Genomic DNA, 25,994 nt, shown 5'->3' with positions numbered 1-25,994 from the left:
GGAAATGGCGTAATGTTGATGAACATTGTCCATCACGCCACTGCCGACGCCCGACGATGGCCGCTATCCTGGCGACGTTGCGTTCCCATCCCAAGGATTGCCCGACCATGCTGCAACTCCGCCCCTCCTGCGAATGCTGCGACCGCGATCTGCCGCCCGAGTCCCTCGACGCGGTGATCTGCTCCTTTGAATGCACCTTCTGCGTCGATTGCCGCGACCGGCTGCCCGGTCAGCTCTGCCCCAATTGCGGCGGGGAGTTGGTCCGCCGCCCGATCCGCCCGGCGGGCAAGCTCGCGGCCAACCCGCCGACCAGTTTGCGGACGGTGAAATCCGACGGCTGCGCCTCGCTGTTCTGAAGGTTCCCGCGCCCGCGCCTTAAAAAGCTCATAGCCCGAAGGGTCGCGCTGCGGTGGCGAAGAGGGCGGTTTCTCCTGTAAGGTCGCCGCAGTTCCGTGTGTTCGACAGGGTGTGCGATGAATCGGCGCGTGTTGTTCCCCTTGGGTCTGGCCCTGACCATGCTGATGGTCCCCGGCTGCCTGCCGCGCGACCGCATCCCCAACCCGGCGGACGTGCGCAGCGCGCCCGACGCCGGCCCCGGCCTTGACCCCATCTTCGGCCAATGGGAGGCCGACAAGCCGACCCAACTGCGCGCCCAGCCGACCAACGGCGCCGCCGTCGTCGCCAGCGTCGGCGCGGGTCAAGCGGTGACGACGCTGGGCCGGGTGCGCAACAGCGACTGGGTGGCGGTGAAGGCGGGCGGCTCCACCGCCTATGTCCGTTTGCATCTGCTGCGCCTGAAAGGCAGCGCCCCCAGCGGCGCGCGCGGCGTCACGACGACGCTGGCCAAGCCGGTGGACAACGCCGGGCCGACGATCAAGGCCGCCCCGCGCAGCAAGATCGGCGCGGCCCCGATCGCGAACTGACCGGCTTTCGCGGGCGGGCGGGTTGCAATTGACCGGGAAAGCGCCTAGGTCACTCGCTCTTCGCGCCTGTTTTCCCTGAGCACCAAGGAGACCTCCGTCATGGGCTACACCGTCGCCGTCATCGGCGCCACCGGCAACGTCGGGCGGGAGATCCTGAACACGCTGGCCGAGCGGAAATTCCCCGCCGACGCCGTCGTCGCGCTGGGGACGGATCGCGCCATCGGGCATGAGGTGTCCTATGGCGACGATGGGGTTCTGAAGGTCCAGAATCTCGCCAGCTTCGATTTCTCCACCGTCGACATCGCCTTCATGGCGGTGGACGCCAAGCTGGTCGCCGCCCACGCGTCGCGCGCCGCGACGTCCGGCTGCGTGGTGATCGACACCGGGCCAACCTTCCGCATGGATCCCGACGTGCCGCTGGTCGTGCCGGAGGTCAATCCCCAGGCGCTGGCCGGGTACAAGCAGCGCTACATCGTCGCCGCCCCCAGCAGCGCGACCATCCAACTGGTCATCGCGCTGAAGCCGCTGCACGACCGCTACACCGTCCGCCGCGCCGTGGTTTCGACCTATCAGGCCGTCTCGGGCGAGGGCAAGGACGCGATGGACGAGCTGTTCACCCAGACCCGCGCCATCTTCGTGAACGATCCGGTGGTGAAAAGCGCCTTCCCCAAACAGATCGCCTTCAACGTCATCCCGCAGATCGACGGCTTCCTCGACGATGGATCGACCAACGCCGAATGGATGTTGAACGTCGAAACCCGCAAGATCCTCGATCCGAAGATCAAGATCGCGGCCACCTGCGTGCGGGTTCCGGTCTTCATCGGCGACGCGGCCTCGGTCCATGTCGAGACGGAACAGGACATCAGCGCCGAAGACGCGCTGGAGGTTCTGCGCGCCGCCCCCGGCCTGTCGGTGCTGGACAAGCCCGGAACCCCGGAAGGCTACATCACCCCGGTTGAGGTCGCGGGCGAAAACCCGGTCTTCATCAGCCGCATCCGCGACGACGTGACGGTGGGAAACGGCCTGGCCTTCTGGTCGGTCGCCGACAATCTGCGCAAGGGCGCCGCCCTGAACGCCGTGCAGATCGCCGAGATTTTGGCGCGGGATTATTTGGAGGAGTGAGGGCGGGACGAACGCGGCGGCGGGCGGCGGCGGTTCTCTCCGCCTCCGCCCCGGTCGCCTCACCGCCCAAACAGCCGGTAAAGCGCCGCGTGGTCCAACCCGCCGTCGCCCTGGTCGGCCAGCATCTCGAACAGCTCCAGCGTCAGGCCCAGCGCCGGAAGGTCGATGTCGGATTGTTCGGCCAGTTCCTCGGCTTGACGCAAATCCTTGATCTGGGTCGTCACCCGACCGCCCGGCGTGAAATCGCCCGTCACCATCCGCCCGCCATGCAGGTCGAGGATGCGGGATTCGGCGAAGCCGCCGCGAATGGCGTCGCGCACGCGGGCGGGATCGGCCCCCGCCGCCTTGGCCAGCGCCAGCGCCTCGGCCACCGCGCCGATGGTCAGGCCGACGATGACTTGATTCGCGGTCTTGGCGATCTGCCCGGCCCCGCTGTCGCCGACCAGAGTGATCCGCCGCCCCATCGCCTGGAACAGCGGCAGGGCGCGGGCGAAGGACGCCTCGCGGCCACCGGCCATGATGGTCAGCGCGGCGCTCTCCGCCGCCACCGTGCCGCCCGACACCGGGGCGTCGAGCCAATCGGCCCCGACCGCCCGAACCCGCGCGGCCAGAACGCGGGTGGCGGCGACGGCGGTGGTGCTCATGTCCACGATCAGATGACCGGGGCGCAACACCGGCAGCAACGCCTCGGCGACGCTTTCCACCGCCGGGGTGTCGGTCAGCATCAGAATGATGATCTCAGCCTGCCCGGCCACCGCCACCGATCCGGTGGCGGCGATCATGCCCTCCGCCGCCAGTTCGGCGACCGGGCCGGGGCTGCGGCTGGACACCACCAGCGCCGCGCCCGCCCGCGCCAGGGCGCGCGCCATCGGTTTGCCCATCAGCCCAAGCCCGATGAAGCCGACCGTTTGGCCGGACAGGTCGGGGCGGGAAGCGTCCTGTGTCATGGCGCCGGTCATGCGCGGGATCACAGCCGCATATGGCGGGCGCGGGCGCCGCGTTCGATGGCGGCGGCGCACAGCCGATCAACGCCCAACCGCAGGCGCAGCATCTCCAGCATGCGCAACTCCTCCTGCGAGGCTTTGGCGTCGGCGGCGGCGATGTCGCAGGCGACCGCATAGCCGGTTTCGCGCAGCTTGCTGGGCAAGGCCTGTTCGATGATGGTCAACACCGTGTCCAGCCCGTCGCTGTCGGTCAGCATGGCGGTGCATTCGCGGGTGGCGGCCATCACCGAATCGCCGTCGAAATCGCGGAAGATCGGCAGATAGCGGACGTTCTCGCCAATGGTTTCCAACTCGTCGGTGGTCATGTCGCCGTCGCAGGCCGACACCAGGACCATGACGTAAATCAGCGCGCTGTGATGGTCGATCATTGGCTCATCCTTGGAGCGGGGAATCCTCGGGAAGCGGGACGCCCCGTCGCCGCTATCTTGCCCGGCGGCGGCGGCGCGTCAAGGGTGCCATGCCGGAAACGGGGGGATCGGCGGCTCGACGCGACCATTCGCGCCCCCTATTGTCAGCGCCATGTCGGTTGTCCTGAACGTCGCCCTTCCCGTCTTCGCCATCATCCTCGCCGGAGTCCTGTCCGGCAAGGCGAAGCTGCTTGGCCCCGCCTCGTCGGAGGCGTTGAACAAGTTCGTCTATTGGATGGCCTTGCCGCCGGTGCTGTTCCTGGGCACGGCGCGGCGGTCCTTGTCGGAGATTTTCAACGGGCCGTTCATCGGCGCCTTCCTCGGCGCGATGCTGGCGGTCTACGCGCTGGGCGCGCTGATCGGCTGGCTGGTCCACCGCGAGCGCACGCAGATCCTGTGCATGCAGGGGCTGACCGCCAGCTTCTCCAACACCGGCTATATGGGAATCCCGCTGTTTCTGGCCGCGTTCGGCCCAGACCATCTGGCCCCGACCATCCTCGCCACCGTCATCATGAGCGCGATCATGGTCGGCATCGCGGTGATCTGGCTGGAGTTCGCCAACAGCCACGGCCACGGGCTGGGCAAGGCGCTGACCGACGTTGGCCGGGCGCTGGCCAAAAATCCGTTGATCGTCTCCACCGCCATCGGCATCGCCTGGGCGGCGCTGTTGCCCGGCGTGGCGGTGCCGCGCCCCATCGCCACCTTCTGCGAGCTGATGGGGGCCGCCGCCGGTCCCTGCGCGCTGTTCGCCATCGGCCTGTTCCTGGCCGGGCGCAGCCTGAAGGCCGATCTGGTCGAGGTGGGGTGGATCAGCGCCCTGAAGCTGCTGGCCCAACCGGCCCTGACCTGGGCGCTGACCGTCACCCTGTTCCCGATGGATCCCTTCTGGACCGGCTCGGCCATCATCCTGGCCGCCCTGCCCACCGGGGCGCTGACCTTCGTGGTGGCGCAGCAGTACCAGATTTACGTGGACCGCACCTCGTCCGCCATCCTGGTGTCCACGGTGCTGAGCGTCGTCACCCTGTCGGCGCTGCTGGCGGTTTACGCGCCCGCTGGGTGAAAGACGCCGGATCACAACCGGACTCAAGCCCGCGCATCGCGCCGCGATCCGGCGCTTTCCACAACGGCGAAAGGACGGAGGGGATGGGCGTTCACGCCCGAATCGCGCCCGCATGACGCCGGAAAGGCGATCCAGCTCCGTCATGCGCCGGGCCGACCAAAAATCAGGGCCGATTGCGGCGCGTCAACCTCGACCGCCGCAAGAACACGCTCACATCAAGCCGGAAAGCCGATTCTTCGGGGCGTCCGTGTTGCCATGGGTCGAAAATCCCGAATCAGCCCCCCGGTCGGACGCCGCCCTCGACTCAGCCTCCTCCTCGTCCCCCGTCAGCTCAAACGGGGTTCCCAGGAACGGGTCGCTGCCGCCGTGACCGGCGCGGACATGCCCATCCTCGGTGCAGGCCCGCCGGTAATAGGCGGCGATGAACACCCGGACCGCCGAGGTCAAGGTGACGTCCGCCTCCTCCGGCGGCACGCCGCGACGGCGCGCCTGCTCTTCGATTCGCTCCTTGATCGAGGTGCAGAGCTTGTTGACCGAAAGCCCTTCCCGACGCCCAATGTCTTCCAGAGCGTCCCACATGGACGGCTCCAACCGCATGCTCGTGCGGTGTCCGCCGATCATGATGTTCTGGCTTCTCAGCGGCTCCACCCCCTGTTTGGGGGGATCCACCCGCTTTTTCTTCGGCCCACGCTTCGCCATCCGCAGCCCCTTCCACGAAGCCGCCGACGAACACGCGAAATTTACGTCCGTCACGGCGCGATACATGGTTGCATAGGCGGCACTCTACTAAACGATACGAGAAATGCAACATCGCTCGCCGATATTTTTGTTCGCATTTATCGGAAAATCGACCGTCGGTTGCACGCGTATGTGTGCATTTCTGTGCGCAGACCCCCGATTGTCTTGGTGGGGACTTGGCTCAGCCGGTTGTTTCAGCGTCCGTCCGCGTGGTCAGCCCCAGAGCGTGGACACGCTCGCTCAACTCATCGGCCAACAGCGCGTAAACCATGCGCTGCCGCTCCACCCGTGATTTTCCGGTGAAGGCGGCGGACACCACGGTGACGTGAAAATGCGTCTCCCCCTTGGCGTCGGCTCCGGCATGTCCGGCGTGGCGGTCGGACTCGTCCACAATGTCCAATTGGACGGGCGACAGGCCAGCGGTCAGCTTCTGACGGATGCGGGCGGCGTATTCCATGAAATCCCCAGGGGTTGACGGTCAATCCGGCGAAGGCCTCTCAAAACAGGTGAGTGGGACGGCCCCATCCTGTCAAGCGGAGGATCGCCGCCCGCGCGCATGACGGAGGGACGCGCTGGCGCGCTTGCCAGACCGACCGCCGCTTCTCATACTTGCCCCATGAGCAAGAGCCGCGCCCGCAACAGCTACGACAGCCACACCGCCTCGCGGGTGGGAACCCGCGTCTGCGACCACCCGGACTGTGTGGCCTCGGGCGAGCATCGCGCGCCGAAAAGCCGCAACTCGCTGAATGAGTATTGGTGGTTCTGCCTGGAGCACGCGCGGGACTACAACCGCTCCTGGGATTATTACGCGGGCATGTCGGTCGACCAGATCGAGGCCGAGGTCCGTCGCGACGCCACCTGGCAACGGCCAAGCTGGCCGCTGGGCAAATGGGGGGCGCAGGAAAAATTCCTGCGCGACCGCGTTTTGCACGGCTTCAGCTTTGAGTTCGGCCAGGAAACCGGCAAAAGCGAGGAGGAGGCCAAGGCGGCGCAGCGCCGTCAGGCCGCCCGCACCGCCGAGGAGGAGGCTCTGGCCGTCCTCAATCTGGCGCCGCCGGTCGATTTCACCCAGATCAAGGCGCGCTATCGGGAACTGGCCAAGCTGCATCATCCCGACGCGAACGGAGGAGACAAGGCGGCGGAAGAAAAATTGAAAGAGATCAATCTCGCCTACAACACGCTGAAAGCCTGTTATGCTGCGTGACCCCACGATGGCGGGCCGGGCATCCCCCGCGACCGCCGGACAACCGACACTCGCTGGAACGTAAGAAGCCAACCCATGCCTTCCCAAGGAGCCACGCAGGCCAGTTCGGCCCTGTTCGACCACAAGCCCGACACCACCGTTTCGGTGCGCGACGTCTTCGGCATCGACAGCGCCATGCAGGTGCCGGCCTTCAGCCAACGCACCGAACATGTCCCGGACGTGGACGAAGCCTATCGCTTCGACCGCGACACGACGCTGGCGATCCTCGCCGGTTTCGCGTTCAACCGCCGCGTCATGGTGCAGGGCTATCACGGCACCGGCAAATCGACCCACATCGAGCAGGTCGCCGCCCGCCTCAACTGGCCGTGCATCCGCGTCAATCTGGACAGCCACATCAGCCGCATCGACCTGATGGGCAAGGACGCCATCGTCCTGCGCGACGGCGTCCAGGTCACGGAATACCGCGAAGGCATCCTGCCCTGGGCCTTGCAGCACGCCTGCGCCCTGGTGTTCGACGAGTATGACGCGGGGCGCCCCGACGTGATGTTCGTCATCCAGCGCGTGCTGGAGGTCGAAGGCAAGCTGACGCTGCTCGACCAGAACCGCGTCATCCGCCCGCACCCGGCCTTCCGCCTGTTCTCCACCGCCAACACGGTTGGCCTGGGCGACACCACCGGCCTGTATCACGGCACGCAGCAGATCAACCAGGGTCAGATGGACCGCTGGAACATCGTCGCGACCCTGAATTATCTGCCGGTCGAGGACGAGATCAAGATCGTCTCCGCCAAGGTCAAGGCCTATGACGATCCCAAGGGGCGCGAGCTGGTCGCCTCAATGGTGCGTCTGGCCGATCTGTCGCGGGCGGGCTTCATGAACGGCGACATCTCCACCGTGATGAGTCCGCGCACGGTCATCACCTGGGCGGAAAACGCGCGCATCTTCAACGATGTCGCCTTCGCCTTCCGCATCACCTTCCTGAACAAGTGCGACGAGGTGGAGCGTCCGACGGTCGCTGAATATTACCAGCGCTGCTTCGGCGTCGAACTGCCGGAAACCGGGGTTCAGGCGAACCTCGTGTGATCGGTCGCGGAGGAGACGATGGACCACGGCGTGATCGGACCCGACGGCGAATTGCGGCTTTCCCAAGCCGTGCGCGATCAACTCGGCCTCAAGCCGGGTGATCGCGTGCGCCTCGACGTCGATCCGGTCCATCGGTCCTTGCGGCTGTCGGGGGCGGGGGGGCGCGCGTCCAGCGCCGCCGACGCGGGCGGGTCGTCCATCGACGCGCTGATCGGCATCGGCGGGCGTTTCTCCCGCGCGGTTTCAAACGACGAGATGACCGACGCCGTCCGCCGCCGCGCCGCCGAGAGGTTCCTGAGGGAATGATCGGTCTGGACACAAACGCGCTGGTCCGGCTCATCATCGAAGACGACGCCGAACAGGCGGCGCGCGTGCGGGCCGCCGTCCGCGACGCCGTCGCTTCCGGCGAGCGCTGTTTCATCAACCGGGTGGTTCTCGTCGAATTCGTCTGGGTGATGGAAAGCGTGTTCGACCGCTCCCGGTTGGAGGTCAGCCGCTTTCTCGACGCCATCCTGAGCAACGACGATTTGCAGGTCGAAGACCGGGATGACGCGCGGGAGGCGCTGGACCGTTACCGCTCCGGCCCCGCCGACTTCTCCGACGCTTTGATCGCCATCGGCAATCAGGGCCAAGGCTGCGCCACCACGCTGACCTTTGACCGCAAGGCCGCGCGCCTGCCCGAATTCCAACATCTGGCCTGACATCCCATGACCCAGAACGACAACCCCGTCGAGGCCTTCAAGCGGTCCACCGCCGCCACGGTGCGCGCCCTGTCGCATCGGATGGAGGTGCAGGTCGCCTTTTCCTCCGACCCGCCCGGCATGGCGGGGCAGCGGGTGCGGGTGCCGCTTCCGGCGCGCGATCTCAATCCGGCGGACATAGCCAAGCTGCGCGGGGCCGCCGACGCCGTGTCGCTGCGGCTGCGCCATCACGACCCCATCATCCACGCCCACCGGCTGCCGCTGGGCGATTCCGCCCGCCAGGCCTTCGACGCGCTGGAACAGGCCCGCTGCGAGGCGCTGGGCGCCCAACATATGGCGGGCGTCGCCCGCAATCTGGAAGCGGCGCTGGACGACAAATACGCCCGCCAGGGCTTCGACCGTTTCGAGGATCGCGGGCAGGTTCCCTTGGCCGAGGCCCTGCGCATGATCGCGCGCGAGGCGATGACCGGCGCGCCGCCGCCGCCCGCAGCATCGCACGCCGTCGATCTGTGGCGCCCGTGGATCGAGGAAAAACTCGGCAAGGATCTGCATGGTCTGGCCGAGCACGCCGCCGATCAGGATTCCTACGCCCGCGCCGTCCGCCGCCTGCTGACCGATCTGGACATGGAGGTCGGCCAGGAGGCCGAAGAGGAGCAGGAGGAGGACGAGTCCAAATCCTCCTCCGAAGATTCCGAATCGCCCGAGCATGGCCAGACCCGCAGCCAGGACGATTCCGACAGCGACTCGGATTCCATGGCCTCGTCGGAGATGCAGGACTCCTCCGAAATGGGCGACAGCGCCGAAGAGGGGGCTGGCGAAGAGGGCGACATGGAGATGGGCGAGGGCGAGGGGGCCGAACAGCCCGCCGGTCCCGGCCAACCCTGGCGCAACGACCAAAGCCGCCGCAACGAACCCGATCCCAACGCCTACAAGGCCTACACCGCCCAATTCGACGAAATCGTCGAGGCCGCCGACCTGTGCGACCCGGCGGAGCTGGAGCGGCTGCGCGCCCTGCTGGACCAGCAGTTGCAGCATCTCCAGGGCGTGATTTCCAAGCTGGCCAACCGCCTGCAACGCCGCCTGATGGCCAAGCAACAGCGGTCCTGGAGCTTCGATCTGGAGGAGGGCATCCTCGACGCCGCCCGTCTGGCCCGCGTCGTCGCCAACCCGGTCCTGCCGCTGTCCTTCAAAAAGGAAAAGGAAACCGATTTCCGCGACACCGTGGTGTCGCTGTTGATCGACAATTCCGGTTCGATGCGCGGGCGCCCGATCTCCATCGCCGCGATGAGCGCCGACATCCTCGCCCGCACGCTGGAGCGCTGCGCGGTGAAGGTGGAGGTTCTGGGCTTCACCACCCGCGCCTGGAAGGGCGGCCAATCGCGCGAGGCCTGGGTGGCGGCGGGCAAACCGGCCACGCCGGGGCGTTTGAACGATCTGCGCCACATCGTCTACAAAGCCGCCGACATGCCGTGGCGGCGCGCCCGCAAGAATCTCGGCCTGATGCTGCGCGAAGGCATCCTGAAGGAGAACATCGACGGCGAAGCCCTGCAATGGGCCTACAACCGTCTGATGGGCCGCCCGGAACAGCGCCGCATCCTGATGGTGATTTCCGACGGCGCGCCGGTCGATGATTCGACCCTGTCGGTCAACGCGGGCAATTATCTGGAGCGTCACCTGCGCCAAGTGATCGAGCAGATCGAAACCCGTTCCCCGGTGGAGCTGGTCGCGATCGGCATCGGCCATGACGTGACCCGCTATTACCGCCGCGCCGTCACCATCGTGGACGCCGAACAGTTGGGCGGCACCATGATGAACAAGCTGGCCGAACTGTTCGACGAGGACGACCGGCGCGGCGGCGGGCGTCGCCGCTGGCGCTGACCGACGCCATCCTCCAGGCGGCCTGTCGACCGGGCCGCTCTTCCCTCAAGCGCCGGTTCACCGAATCGGAGACGACGCGGCGGCGCTGGCGAGGCGCATCCTCTCCAAACCATCCAGAAGCAGGTCCAGCCCGAAGGTGAAGGCGTGCAGACCGTCGTGGCGGCCTTCCGCCACCTCGGTCGTCAGCCCCCGGAAATAGGGCAGATCGGGCGGAATCATCGGCAGATAGCCGCGCGCCGCCGGGACATACTCTTCCGGCTTGAGCGGAAACTTCAGCGCCTGGACCGTAAAGCCATAGACATGGCTGTCGATGGCGTTCCACGCGTGGTCAGCCTCGGCGTAACTGAATCCCGCCTCGCGCAGGCAACCGACCGTCGCGTTGATGTAGCGCAGCATCATCGGTCCGACGTTGATCCGCGAGATGATCAGCAACGCCGCCCAGGGATGGCGCGTCAGCGTCACGTGGGCCGACACCGCCCGCCGCCGCATCTCCGCCCGCCAATCCCCATGGATGGCGGGCAAGGCGATCTCACCGACGACCCGGTCCACCAGACCGGACAGCAGCGCGTCCTTGTTGGCGACGTGGTTGTACAGCGACATCGCCTCCACGCCCAAGGCGCTGGCCACCCGCCGCATGGACAGCGCGTCCGCCCCCTCCGCGTCTGCCAGAGCCAAGGCGGCGTCCAGCACCCGATCCGGCGTCAGCGGCTGGCGCGTCGATTGGCGTGTCGCGCGCCGCGTGAGGGTGGTTTTGGGCATCGCTAGAGTCGTCCCGGCTTGACAAACTTACTGTGTAAGTTCCATCTGGTCCAAAGCTTACGCCGTAAGCACAAGACCCTCGCGACACAGGTGGTAGCCGATCATGAGCGCGCTGAACAGCCCAGCAAAGAACGGAAGCGATATGGGATCGGACCTGCTTAACCGTCGCCGTCCGAGCATGACGGCGGTGGTTACGGACCAATACGGCCCGCCCGACGTCCTACGGCTGGAAACGCTGGCGACGCCTGACGTCGGTGACGACGCGGTGCTGGTCCGGGTGGGAACGGCGGGCTTGTGCAAGGGCGATGTTCATGCGCTGACCGGTCGCCCCTACCTGATTCGGATTGCCGGATTCGGCGTCCGGCGCCCCAATCACCGAGTGCCTGGACAGAATCTGGCCGGTTGGGTCTGCGCCGTCGGTCGGAACGTCACCAACTTGCAGGTTGGGCAGGAGGTGTTCGGCTTGGTTCCCGGCGGGGCCTTCGCCGAATTCGCCGTTGCTCCGGCCGATCACCTCGTGCCGATTCCCGCCAACCGCACAGTGGAGCAGGCCGCCGCCCTGCCGGTGTCTGGCCTGACCGCGCTCCAGGCGTTGCGCAACGCCGGTCAACTGCAATCCGGACAACGCGCGCTCATCAACGGGGCGGCGGGCGGGGTGGGCAGCCTTGCGGTGCAGATCGCCAAAGCGCTGGGGGCGGAGGTCACAGCGGTGTGCAGCGGGCGAAGCGTCGCCACCATCGCCGCGTTGGGAGCCGACCGGGTGGTGGATTACCAGCGGGAGGACGTGACCCGCTGCGGCCTGCGCCATGATGTGATCCTGGATCTGGTCGGCAACCGCCCACCGTCGGACTGGATTCCTCTGATGACGACCAATGGCGTGTTCGTGTCCAGCGCCGGAGGCGACTCCGATGATTGGGTGGGTCCGCTGGCGTGGATGGTCAAGGTGGTGGCCGTTGGGGCGATGGCCCGCCGTCGGATGGCTCCGTTCCTGATGAAACCGACCCGCCCCGATCTGCTGGCGCTTGGCTCCCTTCTGGAGCAAGGGCAGGTGCTGCCCGTGATCGACCGCCGCTTTTCCCTGGCCGAGACCGCTGACGGATACCGGCATCTGATGGAAGGGCGCGCGCAGGGAATCAGCGTGATATCGATACCGCCCGGCGCCACGTGACCCATTGGTCGCGCCGTCGCCGCAATGGGCGGGCGGCAAAGAGGGCCGACACAGGACGCACAGCAAAAAGGCCACTCGAACGAGCGGCCTTGCCGATAAGCTTCTAAATTATCCTTGCACATCGCCGTGGTCTGGCGTGTCATCTGTGCGATATGGCGGAGGGGGGGAGATTCGAACTCCCGATACCCTCACAGGTATGCCGCATTTCGAGTGCGGTGCAATCGACCACTCTGCCACCCCTCCGCGCCCCCGTTTCCGGGGTGGCGGGAACCTAATCAAACCGCAGGAAACGCGCAAGCCCTTTTTTGCGGAAAAATGCCATCATCCTCAACAGCAACCTGTTGACTCTCACAGCGGGCTGCGTATAGATCCCCGCTCCCATGAACGGGCTTGCGCATCGAACGGTGGGCGAGCAGCCCGCCGTTTGTTTTGATATAGGCAGTGACGACGATGTTTGCAGTGATCCGCACCGGCGGCAAGCAGTACAAGGTCGCCAATGGCGACGTGATCCGCGTTGAAAAGATTGAAGCCGAAGCTGGCGCTTCCATCACGCTCGATGACGTGCTGATGGTCGGCGACGCCGGCAACACGACGATTGGCACCCCGACGGTGGCTGGCGCCGCTGTGGTGGCCGAGGTGGTCGCTCAGGACCGTGGTCCGAAGATCATCGTCTTCAAGAAGAAGCGCCGCCAAAATTATCGCCGTAAGAACGGCCACCGCCAGGACCTGACCGTCCTGCGCATCACCGGGATCAACGGCGCGGCCTGATTGGTCCAGCGTCGTTTTTAGGACAGGAGTCAACACACCATGGCGCATAAAAAGGCAGGCGGCTCGTCCCGCAACGGTCGCGATTCCGCTGGTCGCCGTCTCGGCGTGAAGCGTTTTGGCGGCGAGAACGTCATCTCCGGCAACATCATCGTCCGCCAGCGCGGCACGAAGTTCCATCCGGGCGTGAATGTCGGCCTGGGCCGCGATCACACCATCTTCGCGATGGCCGATGGTCAGGTGTTCTTCAAGCACAGCTCGAACGGTCGCACCTATGTGAACGTCGTTCAGGCGGCGAACGACTCGGTTCCGGCCGTCGCGGCTGAGTAACCAGAGCCTCTGTAACGGGGTCGTCGCGCGGCCCGTGTAGCAGGCCCGTACGGTTGTGGGATAAAATCGGGAGACCGGGCGACCGGACTCCCGATTTTTGTTTTTGGTTTTCCGTTTCTTTCGTTTTCGCCAACCGGGCGTCCCGATGGGCAAAGGTGCACGATGAAGTTTCTCGATCAGGCCAAGGTTTACTTGAAAAGCGGTGACGGCGGCCCCGGCGCCGTGGCCTTCCGCCGCGAGAAATACATCGAGTTCGGCGGCCCCGACGGCGGCGACGGCGGGCGCGGCGGCGACATCGTGATCGAGGCCGCCGACGGCCTGAACACGCTGATCGACTACCGTTACAAACAGCATTTCAAGGCCCAACGCGGCCATCACGGCATGGGCGGCAACCGCAACGGCGCCCGTGGCGAGGATGTCGTGCTGCGCGTGCCGGTCGGCACCCAAATCCTGGATGAAAACCAGGAAACCGTGCTGTGCGACCTGACCGAAGCCGGGCAGCGCCGCGTGTTCCTGCGCGGCGGCGACGGCGGCCACGGCAACGCCCATTTCAAGACCCCGACGAATCGCGCGCCGCGCAAGTTCCACCCCGGATGGCCGGGACAGGAGCAATGGGTGTGGCTGCGCCTGAAGCTGATCGCCGACGCCGGTCTGTTGGGCTTGCCCAACGCCGGGAAATCCACCTTCCTCGCCGCGACCACGGCGGCCAAGCCGAAGATCGCCGATTACCCCTTCACCACCCTGGCCCCCAATCTGGGCGTCGTGCGGGCGGGCGACGAGGAATTCGTCATCGCCGACATCCCCGGCTTGATCGAAGGCGCGCATGAGGGCCATGGCCTGGGCGACCGTTTCCTGGGCCATGTCGAGCGTTCGCGCATTCTGCTGCATCTGATCGACGGCACGGCGGACGACGTCGTCGCCTCCTATCGGACGATTCGCAACGAGCTGGAAGCCTATGGCGGCAATCTGGCCGACAAGCTGGAGGTCATCGGGCTGAACAAGGCCGACGCCCTGCTCGATGAGGAGATCGACGAGAAAAAGGCGGCGCTGGAAGCCGCCTCGGGGGCCGAGGTGATGGTCCTGTCCGGCGCCACCGGCCAGGGCGTGCAAAAGGTGCTGTACCGCCTGCTGACCGTCATCAAGGAATCGAAAGAGGAAGAGCCGGAGGTCATCCACGCCCCCGCCACCCGGTCGATGCCGCGCCCGCCAGTCGGCCAAAAGCTGCCGGACGAAGGCATGCAGTGGGACGACGAGGCCGGTGAATGGGTCGGCGGCGACGAGGAGCTGCTGGAGGACGAGGATCTCGACGACGACCTGATCGACGACGCCGCCGATCCGGAAGAGGGCGACCTTGAAGACGGCGATCTCGACGGGGAAGAGTCCGACGAGGACAGCGATGGCGAAGACGCCGAAGACGAAGACCAGCACGGAACCAAGCCCGATGTCGTCTGACTCCCCCACCCTTCTTGAGTCCCGCCGTCTGGTCGTCAAGATCGGCTCGGCCCTGCTGGTCGATGGCGACACCCGCCAGATTCGCCGCGACTGGCTGGACGCCCTGGCCGACGACGTCGCCGCCTGCCGCAAGCGGGGCCAGGAGGTGGTGATCGTCACCTCCGGCGCCGTGGCCTGCGGGCGCGAGCATCTCGGGCTGGTTGGCCGGACCTTGAAGCTGGAGGAGAAACAGGCGGCGGCGGCCACCGGGCAAATCCGGCTGGCCCACGCCTATCAGGAAACGCTGGCCCGCCACGACGTCACCGTCGCGCAAGTGCTGGTGACGCTGGAAGACACCGAGGAGCGGCGGCGGCACCTGAACGCGCGCAGCACCATCGACACGCTGCTGAAGCTGGGCGCGGTCCCGGTCATCAACGAAAACGACACCGTCGCCACCGCTGAAATCCGCTTTGGCGACAACGACCGCCTCGCCGCCCGCGTGGCGCAGATGATAAGCGCCGACACGCTGATCCTGCTGTCGGACATCGACGGTCTTTACACCGCCGACCCGCGCAAGGATCCTGACGCCGCCCACATCCCGACGGTGCGCGAGTTGACCCCCGCCATCGAAGGCATGGCGGGCGAGCCGCCGCCCGGCTACAGCAGCGGCGGCATGGTGACGAAGATCGCGGCGGCGCGGGTGGCTCTGTCCGCCGGATGCCGGATGGTCATCGCCAAGGGCAAGCGGATGAACCCGCTGGCCGCGTTGGAAAAGCGTCCCGAAGATGGCGGCGCGCTGTGCACCTGGTTCCTGCCGCAGGCCGAACCGTCGAGCGCGCGGAAGGCCTGGATCGCCGGGCACATGAACACGGCGGGCGTGCTGACGGTGGACGACGGCGCGTTGCGCGCCTTGGCCAACGGCGCCAGTCTGCTGCCCGCTGGCGTCACCGCCGTGTTTGGCGAGTTCGAGCGCGGCGACGTGGTGGTGGTCCGCGCCCAGGACGGGCGCGAGGTGGCGCGCGGTCTGGCCTCCTACTCCGCCGAAAACGCCCGCCGCATCGCCGGACGCAAAAGCCACGAGATCGAAACGCTGCTGGGCTACCGCGACCGCGACGAGATCATCCACCGCGACGATCTGGTGGTGCGGTGAGACGGTTTCACGCGCCCGTGCGGGCCGTTCTGTGGGACATCGACGGCACGCTGATGGACAGCGAGCCGTGGCACAAGCGCGCCATCGTCGATGTCTGCCGGGGCTATGGCCATGAGCTGAGCGAGGAGCTGTGCGCGTCGCTGGTCGGCGTGTCGTTTCGCGATCTCTGCACCCAGCTCAACGCCGCCCGCCCGATGCCGGTCACGGTGGATCAGTGCATCGACGAGATCAACGCGCTCTATTTGACCCGCGTCGCCAACGTTCAGCCGCGTCCGGGGGCCTTCGCGCTGGTCGAATCCTTCGCCGCGCGCGGCTTGCATCAGGCCTGCGTGTCGAACAGCGGGCGCGAGGTGGTGGACGCCCACATGGTGGCGATGGGGCTGCCGCATTTCCGTTTCAGCATCAGCCGGAACGACGTCGCCAACGGCAAACCGCACCCGGAACCCTATCTGACCGCCGCCGCCAAGCTGGGCCTGCCGCCCGAAGCCTGCGCGGTGATCGAAGACAGCCCCACCGGCGCGCGCAGCGCCGCCGCCGCCGGGATGCTGACCATCGCGTGGCCGCAGGATCCCGGCATCGCCTTTGACGCGGTGGACCATCTGGTCGAAGACCCCGGCGCGCTGGATTGGGACGCGCTGTGCGGGATCTCCGCCTGACGGCTCAGCCCTTCACCAGAAAGAAATAGGCCGTCATCGTCACGCCGACGGCGATGACGAATTTGCGCAGGATCGGCGGCGGGATGCGGCGGGCGATGGCGGCCCCGGCGTAGCCGCCCGCCACCGCCGCCACCAGCATGATGAGCGCCTCCGTCCAATAGACGGCGCCGCCGAAGATGAAGGCGACGACCGCCACCGCGTTCAGGCAGCCCGACACCAGGGTTTTCAGCCCGTTCATCGCGTGCAGATCGGTCAGGCCGAAGACGCCGAGCGTCGCCAAAATCAAAATGCCGATGCCGCCGCCAAAATAGCCGCCATAGACCGCGATGAAGAATTGCGTCACCAGAACCGAGGTGTAGCCGACCGTCACCGTCCGGCGGATCCAGGCCGACACCTTCGGGCCGAAGGCGAACAGCACGGTGGCGAACAGCAAAAGCCAGGGAACGATCGCCTCAAAGGTCCGTTCCGGCGTCCACAGCAGCGCCAGCGCGCCAAGCAACCCGCCAACCAGGCTGACGCCCAGGAAGGACGGCAGATGGACTTCCTTGATCTTGCCCAGTTCCCGGCGATAGCCGTAGGCGCTGGCCAGCGCGCCGGGCGCGACCGCCACGGTGCTGGTGGCGTTGGCGTTGAGCGGCGGCACCCCCGCCAAGATCAACGCCGGAAAGGTCAGAAAGCTGCCGCCACCGGCCACGGCGTTCAACGCCCCGGCGAAAAAGGCGGACACGATCAGCAGCAGCGTGAGCATCGGCAACCCTACCCCGTGGCGGTCAAAGCGCGGGGACTATGCCCTGCCCTCAACGATTGGGAACACTGCGTTTTCAGCAAGGCCGCCGTGCTCGCCGTCCGAACGGCTTTCACCATCGCGCGCAATTGGCTAAGGTCTTCGTCCCTTTTCTGAAAAGAGAGAGCCATGTCCGCCCTGCTCGACACCGCCGACGCCCTGCGCGATCAGATGCTTGCCCTTGGCCGCGCCGCCCGCGCCGCCTCGGCTGCGCTGGCGACCGCGCCAGGGCCGGACAAGGATCGGGCCTTGCGGGCGGCGGCGGCGGCGATCCGCGCCAACAAGGCGGCGATCCAGGCCGCCAACGACGCCGACCTCGCCAACGCGGGCGATCTGTCCGGCCCCCTGCGCGAACGGCTGACGCTGGACGACGACCGCATCGAGGCGATGGCCAAGGGTTTGGAGGACATCGCCGATTTCCCCGATCCCATCGGCGGCGTTTTGGCCGACTGGACCCGGCCCAACGGGTTGAACATTCAGCGCGTGCGCGTGCCGCTGGGCGTCGTCGGCATCATCTATGAAAGCCGCCCCAACGTGACCGCCGACGCGGGCGGGCTGTGCCTGAAATCGGGCAACGCCGCGATTCTGCGCGGCGGTTCGGAAAGCGTCCGATCCTCGCGCGCCATCGCCGCCTGTCTGGCCGAGGGGCTGCGCGCGGCGGGCCTGCCCGAAGAGGCGATCCAACTGGTCCCCACCACCGACCGCGCGGCGGTCGGCCTTATGCTGGGGATGCGCGAGTTCATCGACGTCATCATCCCGCGCGGCGGCAAATCGCTGATTCAGCGCATCGCCGACGAAAGCCGGGTGCCGGTCATCAAGCATCTGGACGGCAACTGCCACGTCTATGTCGACGCCGGGGCCGATCTGGACAAGGCGCGCAAGGTGGTGCTGAACGCCAAGATGCGCCGCACCTCCATCTGCGGCGCGGCGGAAACCCTGCTGGTGGACCGGGCCATCGCCGACGCGGCGTTGCCGCCGCTGGTCAAGGATCTGCTCGACGCCGGATGCGCCGTGCGCGGCGACGCGGCGACCCAGGCGGTTGACCCGCGCGTGACGGCGGCGGACGCGGCGGATTGGGACACCGAATATCTCGACGCCATCATCGCCTGCGGCGTGGTCGATGGGGTTGACGGGGCCATCGACCATGTGAATCGCCATGGCTCCCACCACACCGACTCCATCGTCACCGAGGATTCGGCGACGGCGGAACGTTTCCTGCTGCGGGTGGACAGCGCCATCGTGTTGTGGAACGCCTCCACCCAATTCGCCGACGGCGGGCAGTTCGGCATGGGGGCGGAAATCGGCATCTCCACCGACAAATTCCACGCGCGCGGCCCGGTTGGGGCGGAGCAGTTGACCAGCTACAAATACGTCGTGCGCGGCGATGGCCAGACCCGACCGTAAGATGACCCCCGACAAAGCCCTCTCCCCCCGGGGGGGAGAAGGATGCGGAGCGACGACCGCCAGGGGCGCGCTGGGCCTGTTCTCCGGCCCGCGCTACGCCCGTCTCACCGTCGGGCTGCTTGGCGGCTCCTTCAACCCGGCGCATGACGGGCACCGGCGCATCAGCCTGTACGCGCTCAAGGCGCTTGGGCTGGATCGGGTGTGGTGGCTGGTCAGCCCGCAAAACCCGCTGAAGGACCGCGCGGGCATGGCCCCGTTGGCCGAGCGGTTGGCCGAGGCCCGCCGCGTCGCCGCCCATCCGCGCGTCGAGGTGACGGCGCTTGAAACCGCGCTCGGCACCCAATTCACCGCCGACACGCTGACGGCGCTGACCCGGCGTTTCCCAAAAACCCGCTTCGTTTGGCTGATGGGGGCGGACAATTTGCGGCAAATCCCCCGTTGGCGGGCCTGGACGCGAATCTTCGAGTCGGTCCCGGTTGCGGTTTTCGCCCGTCCGACCTATTGTTTGAATGCGCTGAGCGGCCAAGCCGCCCAGCGTTACATGCGTCGACGGGTGTCCGTCTCTGGGGTGAAAGGGCTGGCGCGCCACAAGCGGCCGGCCTGGGCGTTCTTGCGCAACCCCTTGGACACGACCTCGGCGACGGCGATCCGGCAAGCACGCGCCACCCGGATCGCGCATCCGTCGTGACACGTTGCAAGAGGTTAGAGCCATCACCACGCACACCGAAACGGCCGCGCCCGCCCCGCAGCCGGTCGCCGTTGCCCAACTCCCGGATCCCCAGGAGTTGAAGGCGCTCATCGAACATGCCCTGGACGAGGATCAAGCCGACGGCGTCACCGTCATTGATCTGGCCGGGAAAGCCACCTTCGCCGATTACATGATCGTCGCGTCGGGCCGCAACACGCGGCACGTCGGCGCCATGGCCGTGAAGCTGACCGAAAAGCTGAAACAGGCCGGCTTCCGCCGCATCGAAACCGAAGGCATGGAACAGTGCGATTGGGTGCTGGTCGATGCTGGCGACATCATCGTCCATCTGTTCAAGCCAGAGGTCCGCAGCTTCTACAACATCGAAAAGATGTGGGGGGCTGAGATGCCGACGCCGTCCGACCCGGCGCTTCTGAGCGCTTGACGAACGAAAGGCGGGGAGCTGCGTCATGCGTGTGTGGCTCGCCGCCGTTGGGCGGTCGCGGGGGGGACCAACCCGCGACCTGTTCGACGAGTATGTCGGACGGCTGAGTTGGCCGTTCACCCTGCGTGAGGTCGAGGTGAAAAAACGCCTGTCCTCCGATGAATTGAAGCGGCAAGAGGCGGAACTGCTGCTCGCCGCGATTCCCGCCGGGGCGGTGGTCGTCGCGCTGGACGAGCGCGGCAAGGCCCTGCCCAGCGAAGCCTTCGCCGCCAAGCTTGGCGACTGGCGCGACCGGGGAACCGGCGATCTGGCGTTTCTGATCGGCGGCGCCGACGGACACGGCGACGCCGTGCGGGCGCGGGCCGATTTCCTGATGGCCTTTGGCCCGATGACCTGGCCGCACATGCTGGTGCGCGGCATGCTGGCCGAACAGATTTACCGCGCCCAGCAAATTCTGGCCGGGCACCCCTATCACCGAGTCTGACCACCCCAACCCCATCCCGAACACCGTCCGCAAGAGGCACCCGCGATGACCGATCCGCAGCGTCCCGCCCACTCCCCGAAGCCCGTCGTTCTCTGCATCCTGGACGGTTGGGGCTATCGCGAGGAACAGGCCGACAACGCCATCGCGCTGGGCGACACGCCGAATTGGGATCGGCTGTGGGCGAACGAACCCACCGCCCTGCTCGACGCCAGCGAGGAGGAGGTCGGGCTGCCCAAAGGCCAGATGGGCAATTCGGAGGTCGGCCACATGAATTTGGGCGCGGGCCGCATCGTCATGCAGGATCTGGTCATGATCGACCACGCTATTCTGAACGGCGATCTGGAACGCAATCAGGCGCTCTATGATCTGGTCAAGACGCTGACCAAGACCGGCGGGACCTGCCATCTGATGGGGCTGCTGTCGCCGGGCGGCGTGCATTCGCATCAGGAGCATATGGCCGCGCTCGCCGCGATTTTGGCGCGCGAGGGCGTGCCGGTCGCCATCCACGCCTTCACCGACGGGCGCGACGTGCCGCCGCAAAGCGCGAAGGACCAGGTCGCCGAATTCATGGCCGACGTGTTCGAGCTGCCGGGCGTGGAGATCGCCACGGTGATCGGGCGCTATTACGCGATGGACCGCGACAAGCGGTGGGACCGCGTCGCCAAGGCCTACGCCGCCATGACCCATGGCGAAGGCGAACGCGCCGCCGACCCGATCCAGGCCATCGAGCAGAGCTACGCCACAGGCAAGCACGACGAGTTCATCCTGCCGACCATCATCGGCGACTACAGCGGGATGAAGGACGGCGACGCCATCCTGATGGCGAATTTCCGCGCCGACCGCGCGCGGGAAATCCTCAGCGCCTATGTCCAACCGGGCTTTGACGGCTTCGACCGGGGCAACCAGCCCACCCTGGCGGCGACCGTCGGCATGGTCGAATATTCCAGCGCGCTCGGCGCCTTGATGACCACGCTGTTCCCGCCGAAATCCCTGACCAAAGTGTTGGGCGAGGTGGTCAGCGACGCCGGGTTGACGCAACTGCGCATCGCCGAGACCGAAAAATACCCGCACGTCACCTTCTTCTTCAACGGCGGCGAGGAGCGCGTCTACCCCGGCGAGGACCGCGTTCTGGTCCAGTCGCCCAAGGTCGCCACCTATGATCTTCAGCCGGAAATGTCGGCGGCGGAGGTGACGGACAAGCTGGTGGCGGCGGTCGATTCGGGCGCTTACGACCTGATCGTCGTCAATTACGCGAATCCCGACATGGTCGGCCATTCCGGCATGCTCGACGCCGCGATCAAGGCGGTCCACGCGGTGGACGTCAGCATCGGGCGGTTGGAGGAGGCCGTGCGCCGCCAGGGCGGGACCATGCTCATCACCGCCGACCACGGCAATTGCGAGCTGATGAAGGACCCCGACAATGGCGGCCCGCACACAGCCCACACGCTGGACAAGGTGCCGTTGGTTCTGGTCAACGGCCCGGCGGGGGCGAAGATCGACGGCGGGCGTCTGGCCGACATCGCGCCGACCCTGCTCGACCTGATCGGCCTGCCCAAGCCCGACGAGATGACGGGCCGCAACCTGCTGATCCGCGACGCCGCCCGCGCGGCTGCGGAATAACCAATGGCCGTCGGCCCCTCCCCCTCCGCCACCTCCCCCTCTCCCCCCCGGGGAGAGGGTCGGGGTGAGGGGGCGCCGCCTGCCGAACCAGCCCCGCCATGCGTCCCCCTCACCCTAACCCTCTCCCCGGGGGGGAGAGGGAACAGCGCGGCGGCTTTTGTGGCGGCGGTGCTGCTGAGCCTCTCCAACCCCGCCCTGGCGCAGACCGACGCCGCCGGGCAGGCGTTGAAGCGGGTGGAGCAGGAACTCCAAACCGAAAAGAACCGGCAAAAGCAGCTCGAACGCCAGTCGCAGACGCTCGACAAGGAGTTGAACGACCTGCGCGGCCAGTTGATCGGCTTGGCCGACCAGACCCGCGTCCAGGAACGCGCCCTCGACGAGCTGGAAGGCGCCCTCGTCGCCCTGGAAAGCGAGGAGCGCAGCCGCGCCGCCACGCTGGACGGCGAGCGCGGGCAGATCGCCGGGTTGCTTGGCGCGCTGCAACGGCTGGCCCGCGTGCCGCCGGAAGCGGCGCTGGCCCGCCCGGACGGGCCGGTGGACACGCTGCGCTCCGCCTTGCTGCTGCGCGACACCGTGCCGGTGCTGCGCGCGCGGGCCGACGCCCTGACCGCCGCCCTGACCGCGCTGGCCGAAACCCGCGATTCCCTGGTCGCTCAACGGGCCAAGGCGCTCGCCACCCGCAAGGCGCTGAGCGAAAAACAGGCTGAAATGAGCCGCCTCGTCAGCCGCCGCGAAGAGCTGTCGCGCCAAACCGACGCCGAACGGCTCCAGCTTTCCCAGCGTATGGGCCAGCTTTCCGGCCAAGCCAGCGACCTGCGGCAACTGATGGACCGCATCGAGGCCGAACGCCGCGCCGCCGCCGAGGCCGCCGCCAAGCGCGAGGCCGAACGGAAAGAGGCCGAACGCAAGGCGGCGGAAAAACGGCTGGCCGAACAGAAAGAGGCCGAACGCCGCCTCGCCGCGCAAAAGGAAGCCGAACGCAAGGACGCCGAACGCAAGCTGGCCGAACTGCGCGCCGCCGAAGACAAGGCCGCCGCCCTGAAAGCCGCCGAAGAGCGGCGCGCGAAGGACGAAGCGGCCAAGGAAGCCGCCCGCGCCGCCGCCGAACTGGCGCTGGCCCGCAAGGCCCCGAACGGCCCGCCGTCGGTCGGCGGGATGCCGACGCCGGTCGGCGGGCGGTTGACCACGCGCTTTGGCGAGACCGACCGATTCGGCGCGACGAGCCGGGGCGTCACCATCCAAACACGCGCCGGCGCCGCCGTGGTCGCCCCGCAAGGCGGGTCGATCATGTTCGCCGGGCCGTTCAAAGGCTATGGCCTTATCTTGATCGTTGAACACAGCAACGGATATCATAGTCTGATTGCGGGTTTGGGCCGGATCGACACGGCGGTCGGCAAAAAGGTGGCGGCGGGGGAACCCATCGCCGCCATGCCGACGGACGGGACGCCGGACCTCTATTTCGAGCTGCGACGCAATGGTCAGCCGATCAATCCGCAGCGCGGGTTCGGCGCCCCAGAGGGAAAAGGACAAGGGTAGATGAGGATGATGAAGCGAGCCGTCGCGGCGGCTGCCCTGGTGTTTCTGGGGGCTGGAGTCGCCACCGTTACCGCCCAGTCCAGCAATTCGTCGGAAACCTACCGGCAATTGAACCTGTTCGGCGACGTGTTCGAGCGCGTGCGCGCCGAATATGTCGAGAAGGTCACGGACGAGCAACTGGTCGAGGCGGCGATCAACGGGATGCTGACCTCGCTCGACCCGCACTCCAGCTATCTGAACAAGAAAAGCTTCCAGGACATGCAGGTGCAGACCCGGGGCGAGTTCGGCGGGTTGGGGATCGAGGTGACGATGGAAAACGGCCTGGTCAAGGTCGTCTCCCCCATCGACGACACCCCGGCCTTCCGCGCGGGCTTGCAGCCGGGCGACCTGATCGTCCAGCTCAACGGCGAAGCGGTGATGGGCCTGACCCTCAATGAGGCGGTCGAAAAGATGCGCGGCCCGGTGGGCAGCGACCTGAAGATCACCGTCCGTCGCGGCAACGCTGGCGAGCCGTTCGACGTCTCGTTGACCCGCGCCGTGGTCAAGGTGCAGTCGGTTCGCTCCCGCGTGGAGGGCGAGATCGGCTATCTGCGCATCACCAGCTTCAACGAACAGACCCAGGTCGGGCTGGAAAAGGCCATCGCCGGAATTCAGCAGCAGTTGGGCGACAAGCTGAAGGGCTTCGTCCTGGATCTGCGCAACAACCCCGGCGGTCTGCTCGATCAGGCGGTGTCGGTGTCCGACACCTTCCTGGACAAGGGCGAAATCGTCTCCACCCGTGGCCGCAAATCCGAAGAAGGCGCCCGCTTCAACGCCAAGCCCGGCGACCTCATCAAGGGGCTGCCGCTGGTCGTGCTCATCAATGGCGGGTCGGCGTCGGCCTCGGAAATCGTCGCGGGCGCGTTGCAGGACCACAAGCGCGCCATCATCATGGGCACCCAATCCTTCGGCAAGGGGTCGGTGCAAACCATCATCCCACTGCCCGGCCATGGCGCCATGCGCTTGACCACGGCGCGGTATTACACGCCGTCGGGCCGCTCGATCCAACAGCTTGGCATCACCCCGGACATCGAGGTGCACGTCGCCAAGGTGGAGGATCTCGACACCGCCGCCGGTCGCCGCCGCGAGGCCGATCTGAAAGGCTCGCTGCGCAACACCGACCCGGCCAACCAGAACCGTCCAGGCGTCAAGCCGCCCGCGCCGGGCGCCGCCAACAGCGCCGCCCCGACGGCGACGCCCACCACCCCGGCGGCGACGCCGACAACGACACCGGCGGCTCCCGCCGATCCCGACGAGCCGGTTTCGGCGACGGCGGGCGCTCCGGCGCCGTTCGACTTCCAGCTCACCCGCGCGTTGGATCTGTTGCGCGGCGTGGCGATGTTCCAGTCGCGCGCCGCCGCGCGCTGATCGGATCGGGAGCGCCTCGCGGTGAAAGCGCCTGCGTTTCTGGGCCGCCTGAAGTTCGACGTCCGGGGCTTGCGCCCCGGCTTCGGCTGGCTGGCGCGCCTGCGCCGCAAGATGAACCCCCACGCCGATTTCGGCGATGAGGACTCTCATCGCAAACCGCCGCCCAAGCTGTTGCTTGGCGCCATCGGCGCGGTGATCCTGCTGTTTGGCGGGATCACCGGCTGGCTGGCCCTGAACGGCGCGGAAACCACCCAGACATGGGAGGAGGCGACGCCCAAGGTCAACGTCGCCGTGGCGGCGCCTCCGGCCCCGGCGGCGCCGCCCAAGGCGCCGATGATGACGCCGCCGGCGGCCCCAACCGCCGCGCCGCCAGCGCCGCCGCCACCGTTGACCGACGCCGCGCCGCTGGCTCTGCCGGCGGCGGCGACCGCCAACGTCACCTTGACCCCCGCCCCGGTTCCCGGACTGGTGGAGGACAGCCGCAACGGCCCGCTGCCCAAAATCGCCGAGGATGGCCGCAAGCCCTGGCAGGTCTACGCCCGCCCCTTCCCCGCCGCCGACAAACGCCCGCGCATCGCCATCATCATGGCGGACATGGGAATCAGCGGCGTCACCACCGGCGCCGCGCTGGCCAAACTGCCGCCCGGCGTCACGCTGGCCTTCGTTCCCTACGCCGAACGGCTGGATGATTGGGTGGAGCGCGCCCGCGCCAAGGGGCATGAGGTGATGCTGTCGGTGCCGATGGAACCGCTGAATTACCCGCGCGACGATCCCGGCCCCAACGCCCTGCTGACCATGCTTGGCCCCGACCGCAACCTGGAACGGCTGGAATGGTCGCTGGGCAAGGTGGTCGGCTATGTCGGCGTCACCAGCACGACGGGCAGCAAATTCACCGCCAATCAAGCCGCCGTGCAGCCGATGATCGACGCGCTGAAGGCGCGCGGCCTGCTGTTCGTCGACGCCCGCGCCAACCCCAAAAGCGTCGCCGGGCCGCTGGCGACGTTGGCCGGGGTGCCGCGCGCGCTGGCCGACCGCACCATCGACCGTGACCTGTCGCGCGGCGCCATCGACGACCAGTTGCACGAGTTGGAAACCCTGGCCAAGGCCAACGGCGCCGCCGTCGGCATGGCCTCGCCCTACCCGACCACCATCGAACGCATCGCCTTGTGGATGACGGCCTTGTCGGACCGGGGTTTTGTCCTGGCCCCCGCCTCGGCGGTGGTCAACATTCAGAAGCAATAAGACGAGTCCAC

29 protein-coding genes and 1 tRNA gene are annotated in these 25,994 nt (G+C 67.3%); 23 read left to right on the top strand and 7 right to left on the bottom strand.

Annotation, left to right across the window (positions count from 1 at the left end; genetic code table 11):
• Positions 1-56 precede the first annotated feature (56 nt).
• The 3 genes from ACODS4_RS08980 to ACODS4_RS08970 all read left to right on the top strand — a co-directional run bounded on the left by ACODS4_RS08980 (position 57) and on the right by ACODS4_RS08970 (position 2,045).
• Positions 57-356 carry a DUF1272 domain-containing protein gene (locus tag ACODS4_RS08980; protein WP_488862806.1) on the top strand — a complete coding sequence of 100 codons (300 nt, stop codon included), beginning with the start codon at positions 57-59 and terminating at the stop codon, positions 354-356.
• 129 nt (positions 357-485) lie between these two features.
• Positions 486-923, top strand: coding sequence for an SH3 domain-containing protein (locus ACODS4_RS08975; RefSeq protein ID WP_488862804.1), 438 nt, complete (start codon positions 486-488; stop codon positions 921-923).
• 99 nt (positions 924-1,022) lie between these two features.
• Complete coding sequence (locus ACODS4_RS08970) at positions 1,023-2,045, top strand: aspartate-semialdehyde dehydrogenase (RefSeq protein WP_488862802.1); 1,023 nt, start codon at positions 1,023-1,025, stop codon at positions 2,043-2,045.
• Positions 2,046-2,104: 59 nt separating this feature from the next.
• Here ACODS4_RS08970 and ACODS4_RS08965 read toward each other — a convergent pair whose 3' ends face one another.
• Both ACODS4_RS08965 and ACODS4_RS08960 read right to left on the bottom strand, forming a co-directional pair.
• Entirely contained in the window at positions 2,105-2,992 is an 888-nt protein-coding gene (locus ACODS4_RS08965; protein WP_488862801.1) for an NAD(P)-dependent oxidoreductase, read from the bottom strand.
• Between the two features lie 20 nt (positions 2,993-3,012).
• On the bottom strand, positions 3,013-3,417 hold the full coding sequence (locus ACODS4_RS08960; protein WP_488862799.1) for a tellurite resistance TerB family protein: 405 nt from the start codon (positions 3,415-3,417) through the stop codon (positions 3,013-3,015).
• A gap of 151 nt (positions 3,418-3,568) precedes the next feature.
• Here ACODS4_RS08960 and ACODS4_RS08955 point away from each other — a divergent pair, with 151 nt between their 5' ends.
• Complete coding sequence (locus ACODS4_RS08955; RefSeq protein WP_488862797.1) at positions 3,569-4,516, top strand: AEC family transporter; 948 nt, start codon at positions 3,569-3,571, stop codon at positions 4,514-4,516.
• Positions 4,517-4,726: 210 nt separating this feature from the next.
• Here ACODS4_RS08955 and ACODS4_RS08950 read toward each other — a convergent pair whose 3' ends face one another.
• Both ACODS4_RS08950 and ACODS4_RS08945 read right to left on the bottom strand, forming a co-directional pair.
• Positions 4,727-5,215 (bottom strand): ribbon-helix-helix domain-containing protein, encoded by a 489-nt coding sequence (locus tag ACODS4_RS08950; RefSeq protein ID WP_488862795.1) that lies wholly within the window; start codon positions 5,213-5,215, stop codon positions 4,727-4,729.
• Positions 5,216-5,435: 220 nt separating this feature from the next.
• Positions 5,436-5,711 (bottom strand): BolA family protein, encoded by a 276-nt coding sequence (locus ACODS4_RS08945; protein WP_488862793.1) that lies wholly within the window; start codon positions 5,709-5,711, stop codon positions 5,436-5,438.
• Between the two features lie 159 nt (positions 5,712-5,870).
• Between ACODS4_RS08945 and ACODS4_RS08940 the strand changes: the two genes are divergently transcribed.
• The 5 genes from ACODS4_RS08940 to cobT all read left to right on the top strand — a co-directional run bounded on the left by ACODS4_RS08940 (position 5,871) and on the right by cobT (position 10,117).
• On the top strand, positions 5,871-6,458 hold the full coding sequence (locus ACODS4_RS08940; RefSeq protein ID WP_488862792.1) for a J domain-containing protein: 588 nt from the start codon (positions 5,871-5,873) through the stop codon (positions 6,456-6,458).
• Positions 6,459-6,533: 75 nt separating this feature from the next.
• The gene (gene cobS, locus ACODS4_RS08935) at positions 6,534-7,538 is read left to right on the top strand and encodes a cobaltochelatase subunit CobS (RefSeq protein WP_298368856.1); all 1,005 of its coding nucleotides are present in this window, start codon (positions 6,534-6,536) and stop codon (positions 7,536-7,538) included.
• A 30-nt stretch (positions 7,539-7,568) separates the two neighbouring features.
• Positions 7,569-7,844, top strand: a complete 276-nt coding sequence (locus tag ACODS4_RS08930) for an AbrB/MazE/SpoVT family DNA-binding domain-containing protein (protein WP_488862790.1) — start codon at positions 7,569-7,571, stop codon at positions 7,842-7,844.
• Entirely contained in the window at positions 7,841-8,239 is a 399-nt protein-coding gene (locus tag ACODS4_RS08925) for a type II toxin-antitoxin system VapC family toxin (protein ID WP_488862788.1), read from the top strand. Before ACODS4_RS08930 ends, ACODS4_RS08925 begins: the two co-directional genes overlap by 4 nt.
• Before the next feature lie 6 nt (positions 8,240-8,245).
• Entirely contained in the window at positions 8,246-10,117 is a 1,872-nt protein-coding gene (cobT, locus tag ACODS4_RS08920) for a cobaltochelatase subunit CobT (protein WP_488862786.1), read from the top strand.
• Between the two features lie 57 nt (positions 10,118-10,174).
• Here the strand turns inward: cobT and ACODS4_RS08915 are convergent, their stop codons facing one another.
• On the bottom strand, positions 10,175-10,876 hold the full coding sequence (locus tag ACODS4_RS08915) for a TetR/AcrR family transcriptional regulator (RefSeq protein WP_488862784.1): 702 nt from the start codon (positions 10,874-10,876) through the stop codon (positions 10,175-10,177).
• A gap of 142 nt (positions 10,877-11,018) precedes the next feature.
• Between ACODS4_RS08915 and ACODS4_RS08910 the strand changes: the two genes are divergently transcribed.
• The gene (locus tag ACODS4_RS08910; protein ID WP_488862782.1) at positions 11,019-12,044 is read left to right on the top strand and encodes an NAD(P)-dependent alcohol dehydrogenase; all 1,026 of its coding nucleotides are present in this window, start codon (positions 11,019-11,021) and stop codon (positions 12,042-12,044) included.
• A gap of 153 nt (positions 12,045-12,197) precedes the next feature.
• Here ACODS4_RS08910 and ACODS4_RS08905 read toward each other — a convergent pair.
• A tRNA-Ser gene (locus ACODS4_RS08905) sits at positions 12,198-12,287 on the bottom strand.
• A 207-nt stretch (positions 12,288-12,494) separates the two neighbouring features.
• Between ACODS4_RS08905 and rplU the strand changes: the two genes are divergently transcribed.
• The 5 genes from rplU (at position 12,495) to ACODS4_RS08880 (ending at position 16,376) form a co-directional block, all read left to right on the top strand.
• Entirely contained in the window at positions 12,495-12,812 is a 318-nt protein-coding gene (gene rplU / locus ACODS4_RS08900; RefSeq protein ID WP_085555236.1) for a 50S ribosomal protein L21, read from the top strand.
• A gap of 39 nt (positions 12,813-12,851) precedes the next feature.
• Positions 12,852-13,139: a 50S ribosomal protein L27 gene (rpmA, locus tag ACODS4_RS08895; protein WP_119829044.1), complete on the top strand. Its 288-nt coding sequence runs from the start codon at positions 12,852-12,854 to the stop codon at positions 13,137-13,139.
• A gap of 162 nt (positions 13,140-13,301) precedes the next feature.
• Entirely contained in the window at positions 13,302-14,591 is a 1,290-nt protein-coding gene (gene obgE, locus ACODS4_RS08890) for a GTPase ObgE (protein ID WP_488862780.1), read from the top strand.
• Positions 14,581-15,720 (top strand): glutamate 5-kinase, encoded by a 1,140-nt coding sequence (gene proB, locus ACODS4_RS08885; protein WP_488862778.1) that lies wholly within the window; start codon positions 14,581-14,583, stop codon positions 15,718-15,720. The genes obgE and proB overlap by 11 nt, the downstream gene beginning before the upstream one ends.
• 17 nt (positions 15,721-15,737) lie before the next feature.
• Positions 15,738-16,376 carry an HAD family hydrolase gene (locus tag ACODS4_RS08880; protein WP_488862776.1) on the top strand — a complete coding sequence of 213 codons (639 nt, stop codon included), beginning with the start codon at positions 15,738-15,740 and terminating at the stop codon, positions 16,374-16,376.
• 4 nt (positions 16,377-16,380) lie between these two features.
• On the opposite strand, the gene ACODS4_RS08875 is transcribed toward ACODS4_RS08880, so the two are convergent.
• The gene (locus tag ACODS4_RS08875) at positions 16,381-17,124 is read right to left on the bottom strand and encodes a sulfite exporter TauE/SafE family protein (RefSeq protein ID WP_488862774.1); all 744 of its coding nucleotides are present in this window, start codon (positions 17,122-17,124) and stop codon (positions 16,381-16,383) included.
• A 165-nt stretch (positions 17,125-17,289) separates the two neighbouring features.
• On the opposite strand from ACODS4_RS08875, the gene ACODS4_RS08870 reads away from it, so the two are divergent.
• From ACODS4_RS08870 to ACODS4_RS08835, 8 genes are all read left to right on the top strand, one after another.
• Positions 17,290-18,564, top strand: coding sequence for a glutamate-5-semialdehyde dehydrogenase (locus ACODS4_RS08870; RefSeq protein ID WP_488862772.1), 1,275 nt, complete (start codon positions 17,290-17,292; stop codon positions 18,562-18,564).
• A gap of 1 nt (position 18,565) precedes the next feature.
• Positions 18,566-19,252 (top strand): nicotinate-nucleotide adenylyltransferase, encoded by a 687-nt coding sequence (locus ACODS4_RS08865; RefSeq protein ID WP_488862770.1) that lies wholly within the window; start codon positions 18,566-18,568, stop codon positions 19,250-19,252.
• A 4-nt stretch (positions 19,253-19,256) separates the two neighbouring features.
• Complete coding sequence (gene rsfS / locus ACODS4_RS08860; RefSeq protein WP_488862768.1) at positions 19,257-19,694, top strand: ribosome silencing factor; 438 nt, start codon at positions 19,257-19,259, stop codon at positions 19,692-19,694.
• A 25-nt stretch (positions 19,695-19,719) separates the two neighbouring features.
• The gene (gene rlmH / locus ACODS4_RS08855; protein ID WP_119829037.1) at positions 19,720-20,178 is read left to right on the top strand and encodes a 23S rRNA (pseudouridine(1915)-N(3))-methyltransferase RlmH; all 459 of its coding nucleotides are present in this window, start codon (positions 19,720-19,722) and stop codon (positions 20,176-20,178) included.
• A 45-nt stretch (positions 20,179-20,223) separates the two neighbouring features.
• Positions 20,224-21,798 carry a 2,3-bisphosphoglycerate-independent phosphoglycerate mutase gene (gpmI, locus tag ACODS4_RS08850; protein ID WP_488862766.1) on the top strand — a complete coding sequence of 525 codons (1,575 nt, stop codon included), beginning with the start codon at positions 20,224-20,226 and terminating at the stop codon, positions 21,796-21,798.
• A gap of 159 nt (positions 21,799-21,957) precedes the next feature.
• On the top strand, positions 21,958-23,334 hold the full coding sequence (locus ACODS4_RS08845) for a murein hydrolase activator EnvC family protein (protein ID WP_488862764.1): 1,377 nt from the start codon (positions 21,958-21,960) through the stop codon (positions 23,332-23,334).
• Complete coding sequence (locus tag ACODS4_RS08840) at positions 23,335-24,741, top strand: S41 family peptidase (RefSeq protein ID WP_488862762.1); 1,407 nt, start codon at positions 23,335-23,337, stop codon at positions 24,739-24,741.
• A 21-nt stretch (positions 24,742-24,762) separates the two neighbouring features.
• On the top strand, positions 24,763-25,983 hold the full coding sequence (locus ACODS4_RS08835) for a divergent polysaccharide deacetylase family protein (RefSeq protein ID WP_488862760.1): 1,221 nt from the start codon (positions 24,763-24,765) through the stop codon (positions 25,981-25,983).
• The last annotated feature ends 11 nt before the right edge of the window (positions 25,984-25,994 follow it).

It is taken from the genome of Azospirillum sp. FG154 (assembly GCF_057809575.1).
This window is presented reverse-complemented; position numbering and strand designations above follow the sequence as displayed.

Bases quoted from the DNA above. Each gene is read 5' to 3' on its own strand.
- cobT (WP_488862786.1), top strand. From the start codon at position 8,246: ATGACCCAGAACGACAACCCCGTCGAGGCCTTCAAGCGGTCCACCGCC.
- ACODS4_RS08865 (WP_488862770.1), top strand. From the start codon at position 18,566: ATGACCCCCGACAAAGCCCTCTCCCCCCGGGGGGGAGAAGGATGCGGA.
- ACODS4_RS08950 (WP_488862795.1), bottom strand. From the start codon at position 5,215: ATGGCGAAGCGTGGGCCGAAGAAAAAGCGGGTGGATCCCCCCAAACAG.
- ACODS4_RS08910 (WP_488862782.1), top strand. From the start codon at position 11,019: ATGGGATCGGACCTGCTTAACCGTCGCCGTCCGAGCATGACGGCGGTG.
- ACODS4_RS08940 (WP_488862792.1), top strand. From the start codon at position 5,871: ATGAGCAAGAGCCGCGCCCGCAACAGCTACGACAGCCACACCGCCTCG.
- ACODS4_RS08925 (WP_488862788.1), top strand. From the start codon at position 7,841: ATGATCGGTCTGGACACAAACGCGCTGGTCCGGCTCATCATCGAAGAC.
- proB (WP_488862778.1), top strand. From the start codon at position 14,581: ATGTCGTCTGACTCCCCCACCCTTCTTGAGTCCCGCCGTCTGGTCGTC.
- rplU (WP_085555236.1), top strand. From the start codon at position 12,495: ATGTTTGCAGTGATCCGCACCGGCGGCAAGCAGTACAAGGTCGCCAAT.
- ACODS4_RS08875 (WP_488862774.1), bottom strand. From the start codon at position 17,124: ATGCTCACGCTGCTGCTGATCGTGTCCGCCTTTTTCGCCGGGGCGTTG.
- rpmA (WP_119829044.1), top strand. From the start codon at position 12,852: ATGGCGCATAAAAAGGCAGGCGGCTCGTCCCGCAACGGTCGCGATTCC.
- ACODS4_RS08870 (WP_488862772.1), top strand. From the start codon at position 17,290: ATGTCCGCCCTGCTCGACACCGCCGACGCCCTGCGCGATCAGATGCTT.
- obgE (WP_488862780.1), top strand. From the start codon at position 13,302: ATGAAGTTTCTCGATCAGGCCAAGGTTTACTTGAAAAGCGGTGACGGC.
- cobS (WP_298368856.1), top strand. From the start codon at position 6,534: ATGCCTTCCCAAGGAGCCACGCAGGCCAGTTCGGCCCTGTTCGACCAC.
- ACODS4_RS08840 (WP_488862762.1), top strand. From the start codon at position 23,335: ATGAGGATGATGAAGCGAGCCGTCGCGGCGGCTGCCCTGGTGTTTCTG.
- ACODS4_RS08960 (WP_488862799.1), bottom strand. From the start codon at position 3,417: ATGATCGACCATCACAGCGCGCTGATTTACGTCATGGTCCTGGTGTCG.
- gpmI (WP_488862766.1), top strand. From the start codon at position 20,224: ATGACCGATCCGCAGCGTCCCGCCCACTCCCCGAAGCCCGTCGTTCTC.
- ACODS4_RS08915 (WP_488862784.1), bottom strand. From the start codon at position 10,876: ATGCCCAAAACCACCCTCACGCGGCGCGCGACACGCCAATCGACGCGC.
- ACODS4_RS08945 (WP_488862793.1), bottom strand. From the start codon at position 5,711: ATGGAATACGCCGCCCGCATCCGTCAGAAGCTGACCGCTGGCCTGTCG.
- ACODS4_RS08965 (WP_488862801.1), bottom strand. From the start codon at position 2,992: ATGACACAGGACGCTTCCCGCCCCGACCTGTCCGGCCAAACGGTCGGC.
- ACODS4_RS08970 (WP_488862802.1), top strand. From the start codon at position 1,023: ATGGGCTACACCGTCGCCGTCATCGGCGCCACCGGCAACGTCGGGCGG.
- rlmH (WP_119829037.1), top strand. From the start codon at position 19,720: ATGCGTGTGTGGCTCGCCGCCGTTGGGCGGTCGCGGGGGGGACCAACC.
- ACODS4_RS08955 (WP_488862797.1), top strand. From the start codon at position 3,569: ATGTCGGTTGTCCTGAACGTCGCCCTTCCCGTCTTCGCCATCATCCTC.
- ACODS4_RS08980 (WP_488862806.1), top strand. From the start codon at position 57: ATGGCCGCTATCCTGGCGACGTTGCGTTCCCATCCCAAGGATTGCCCG.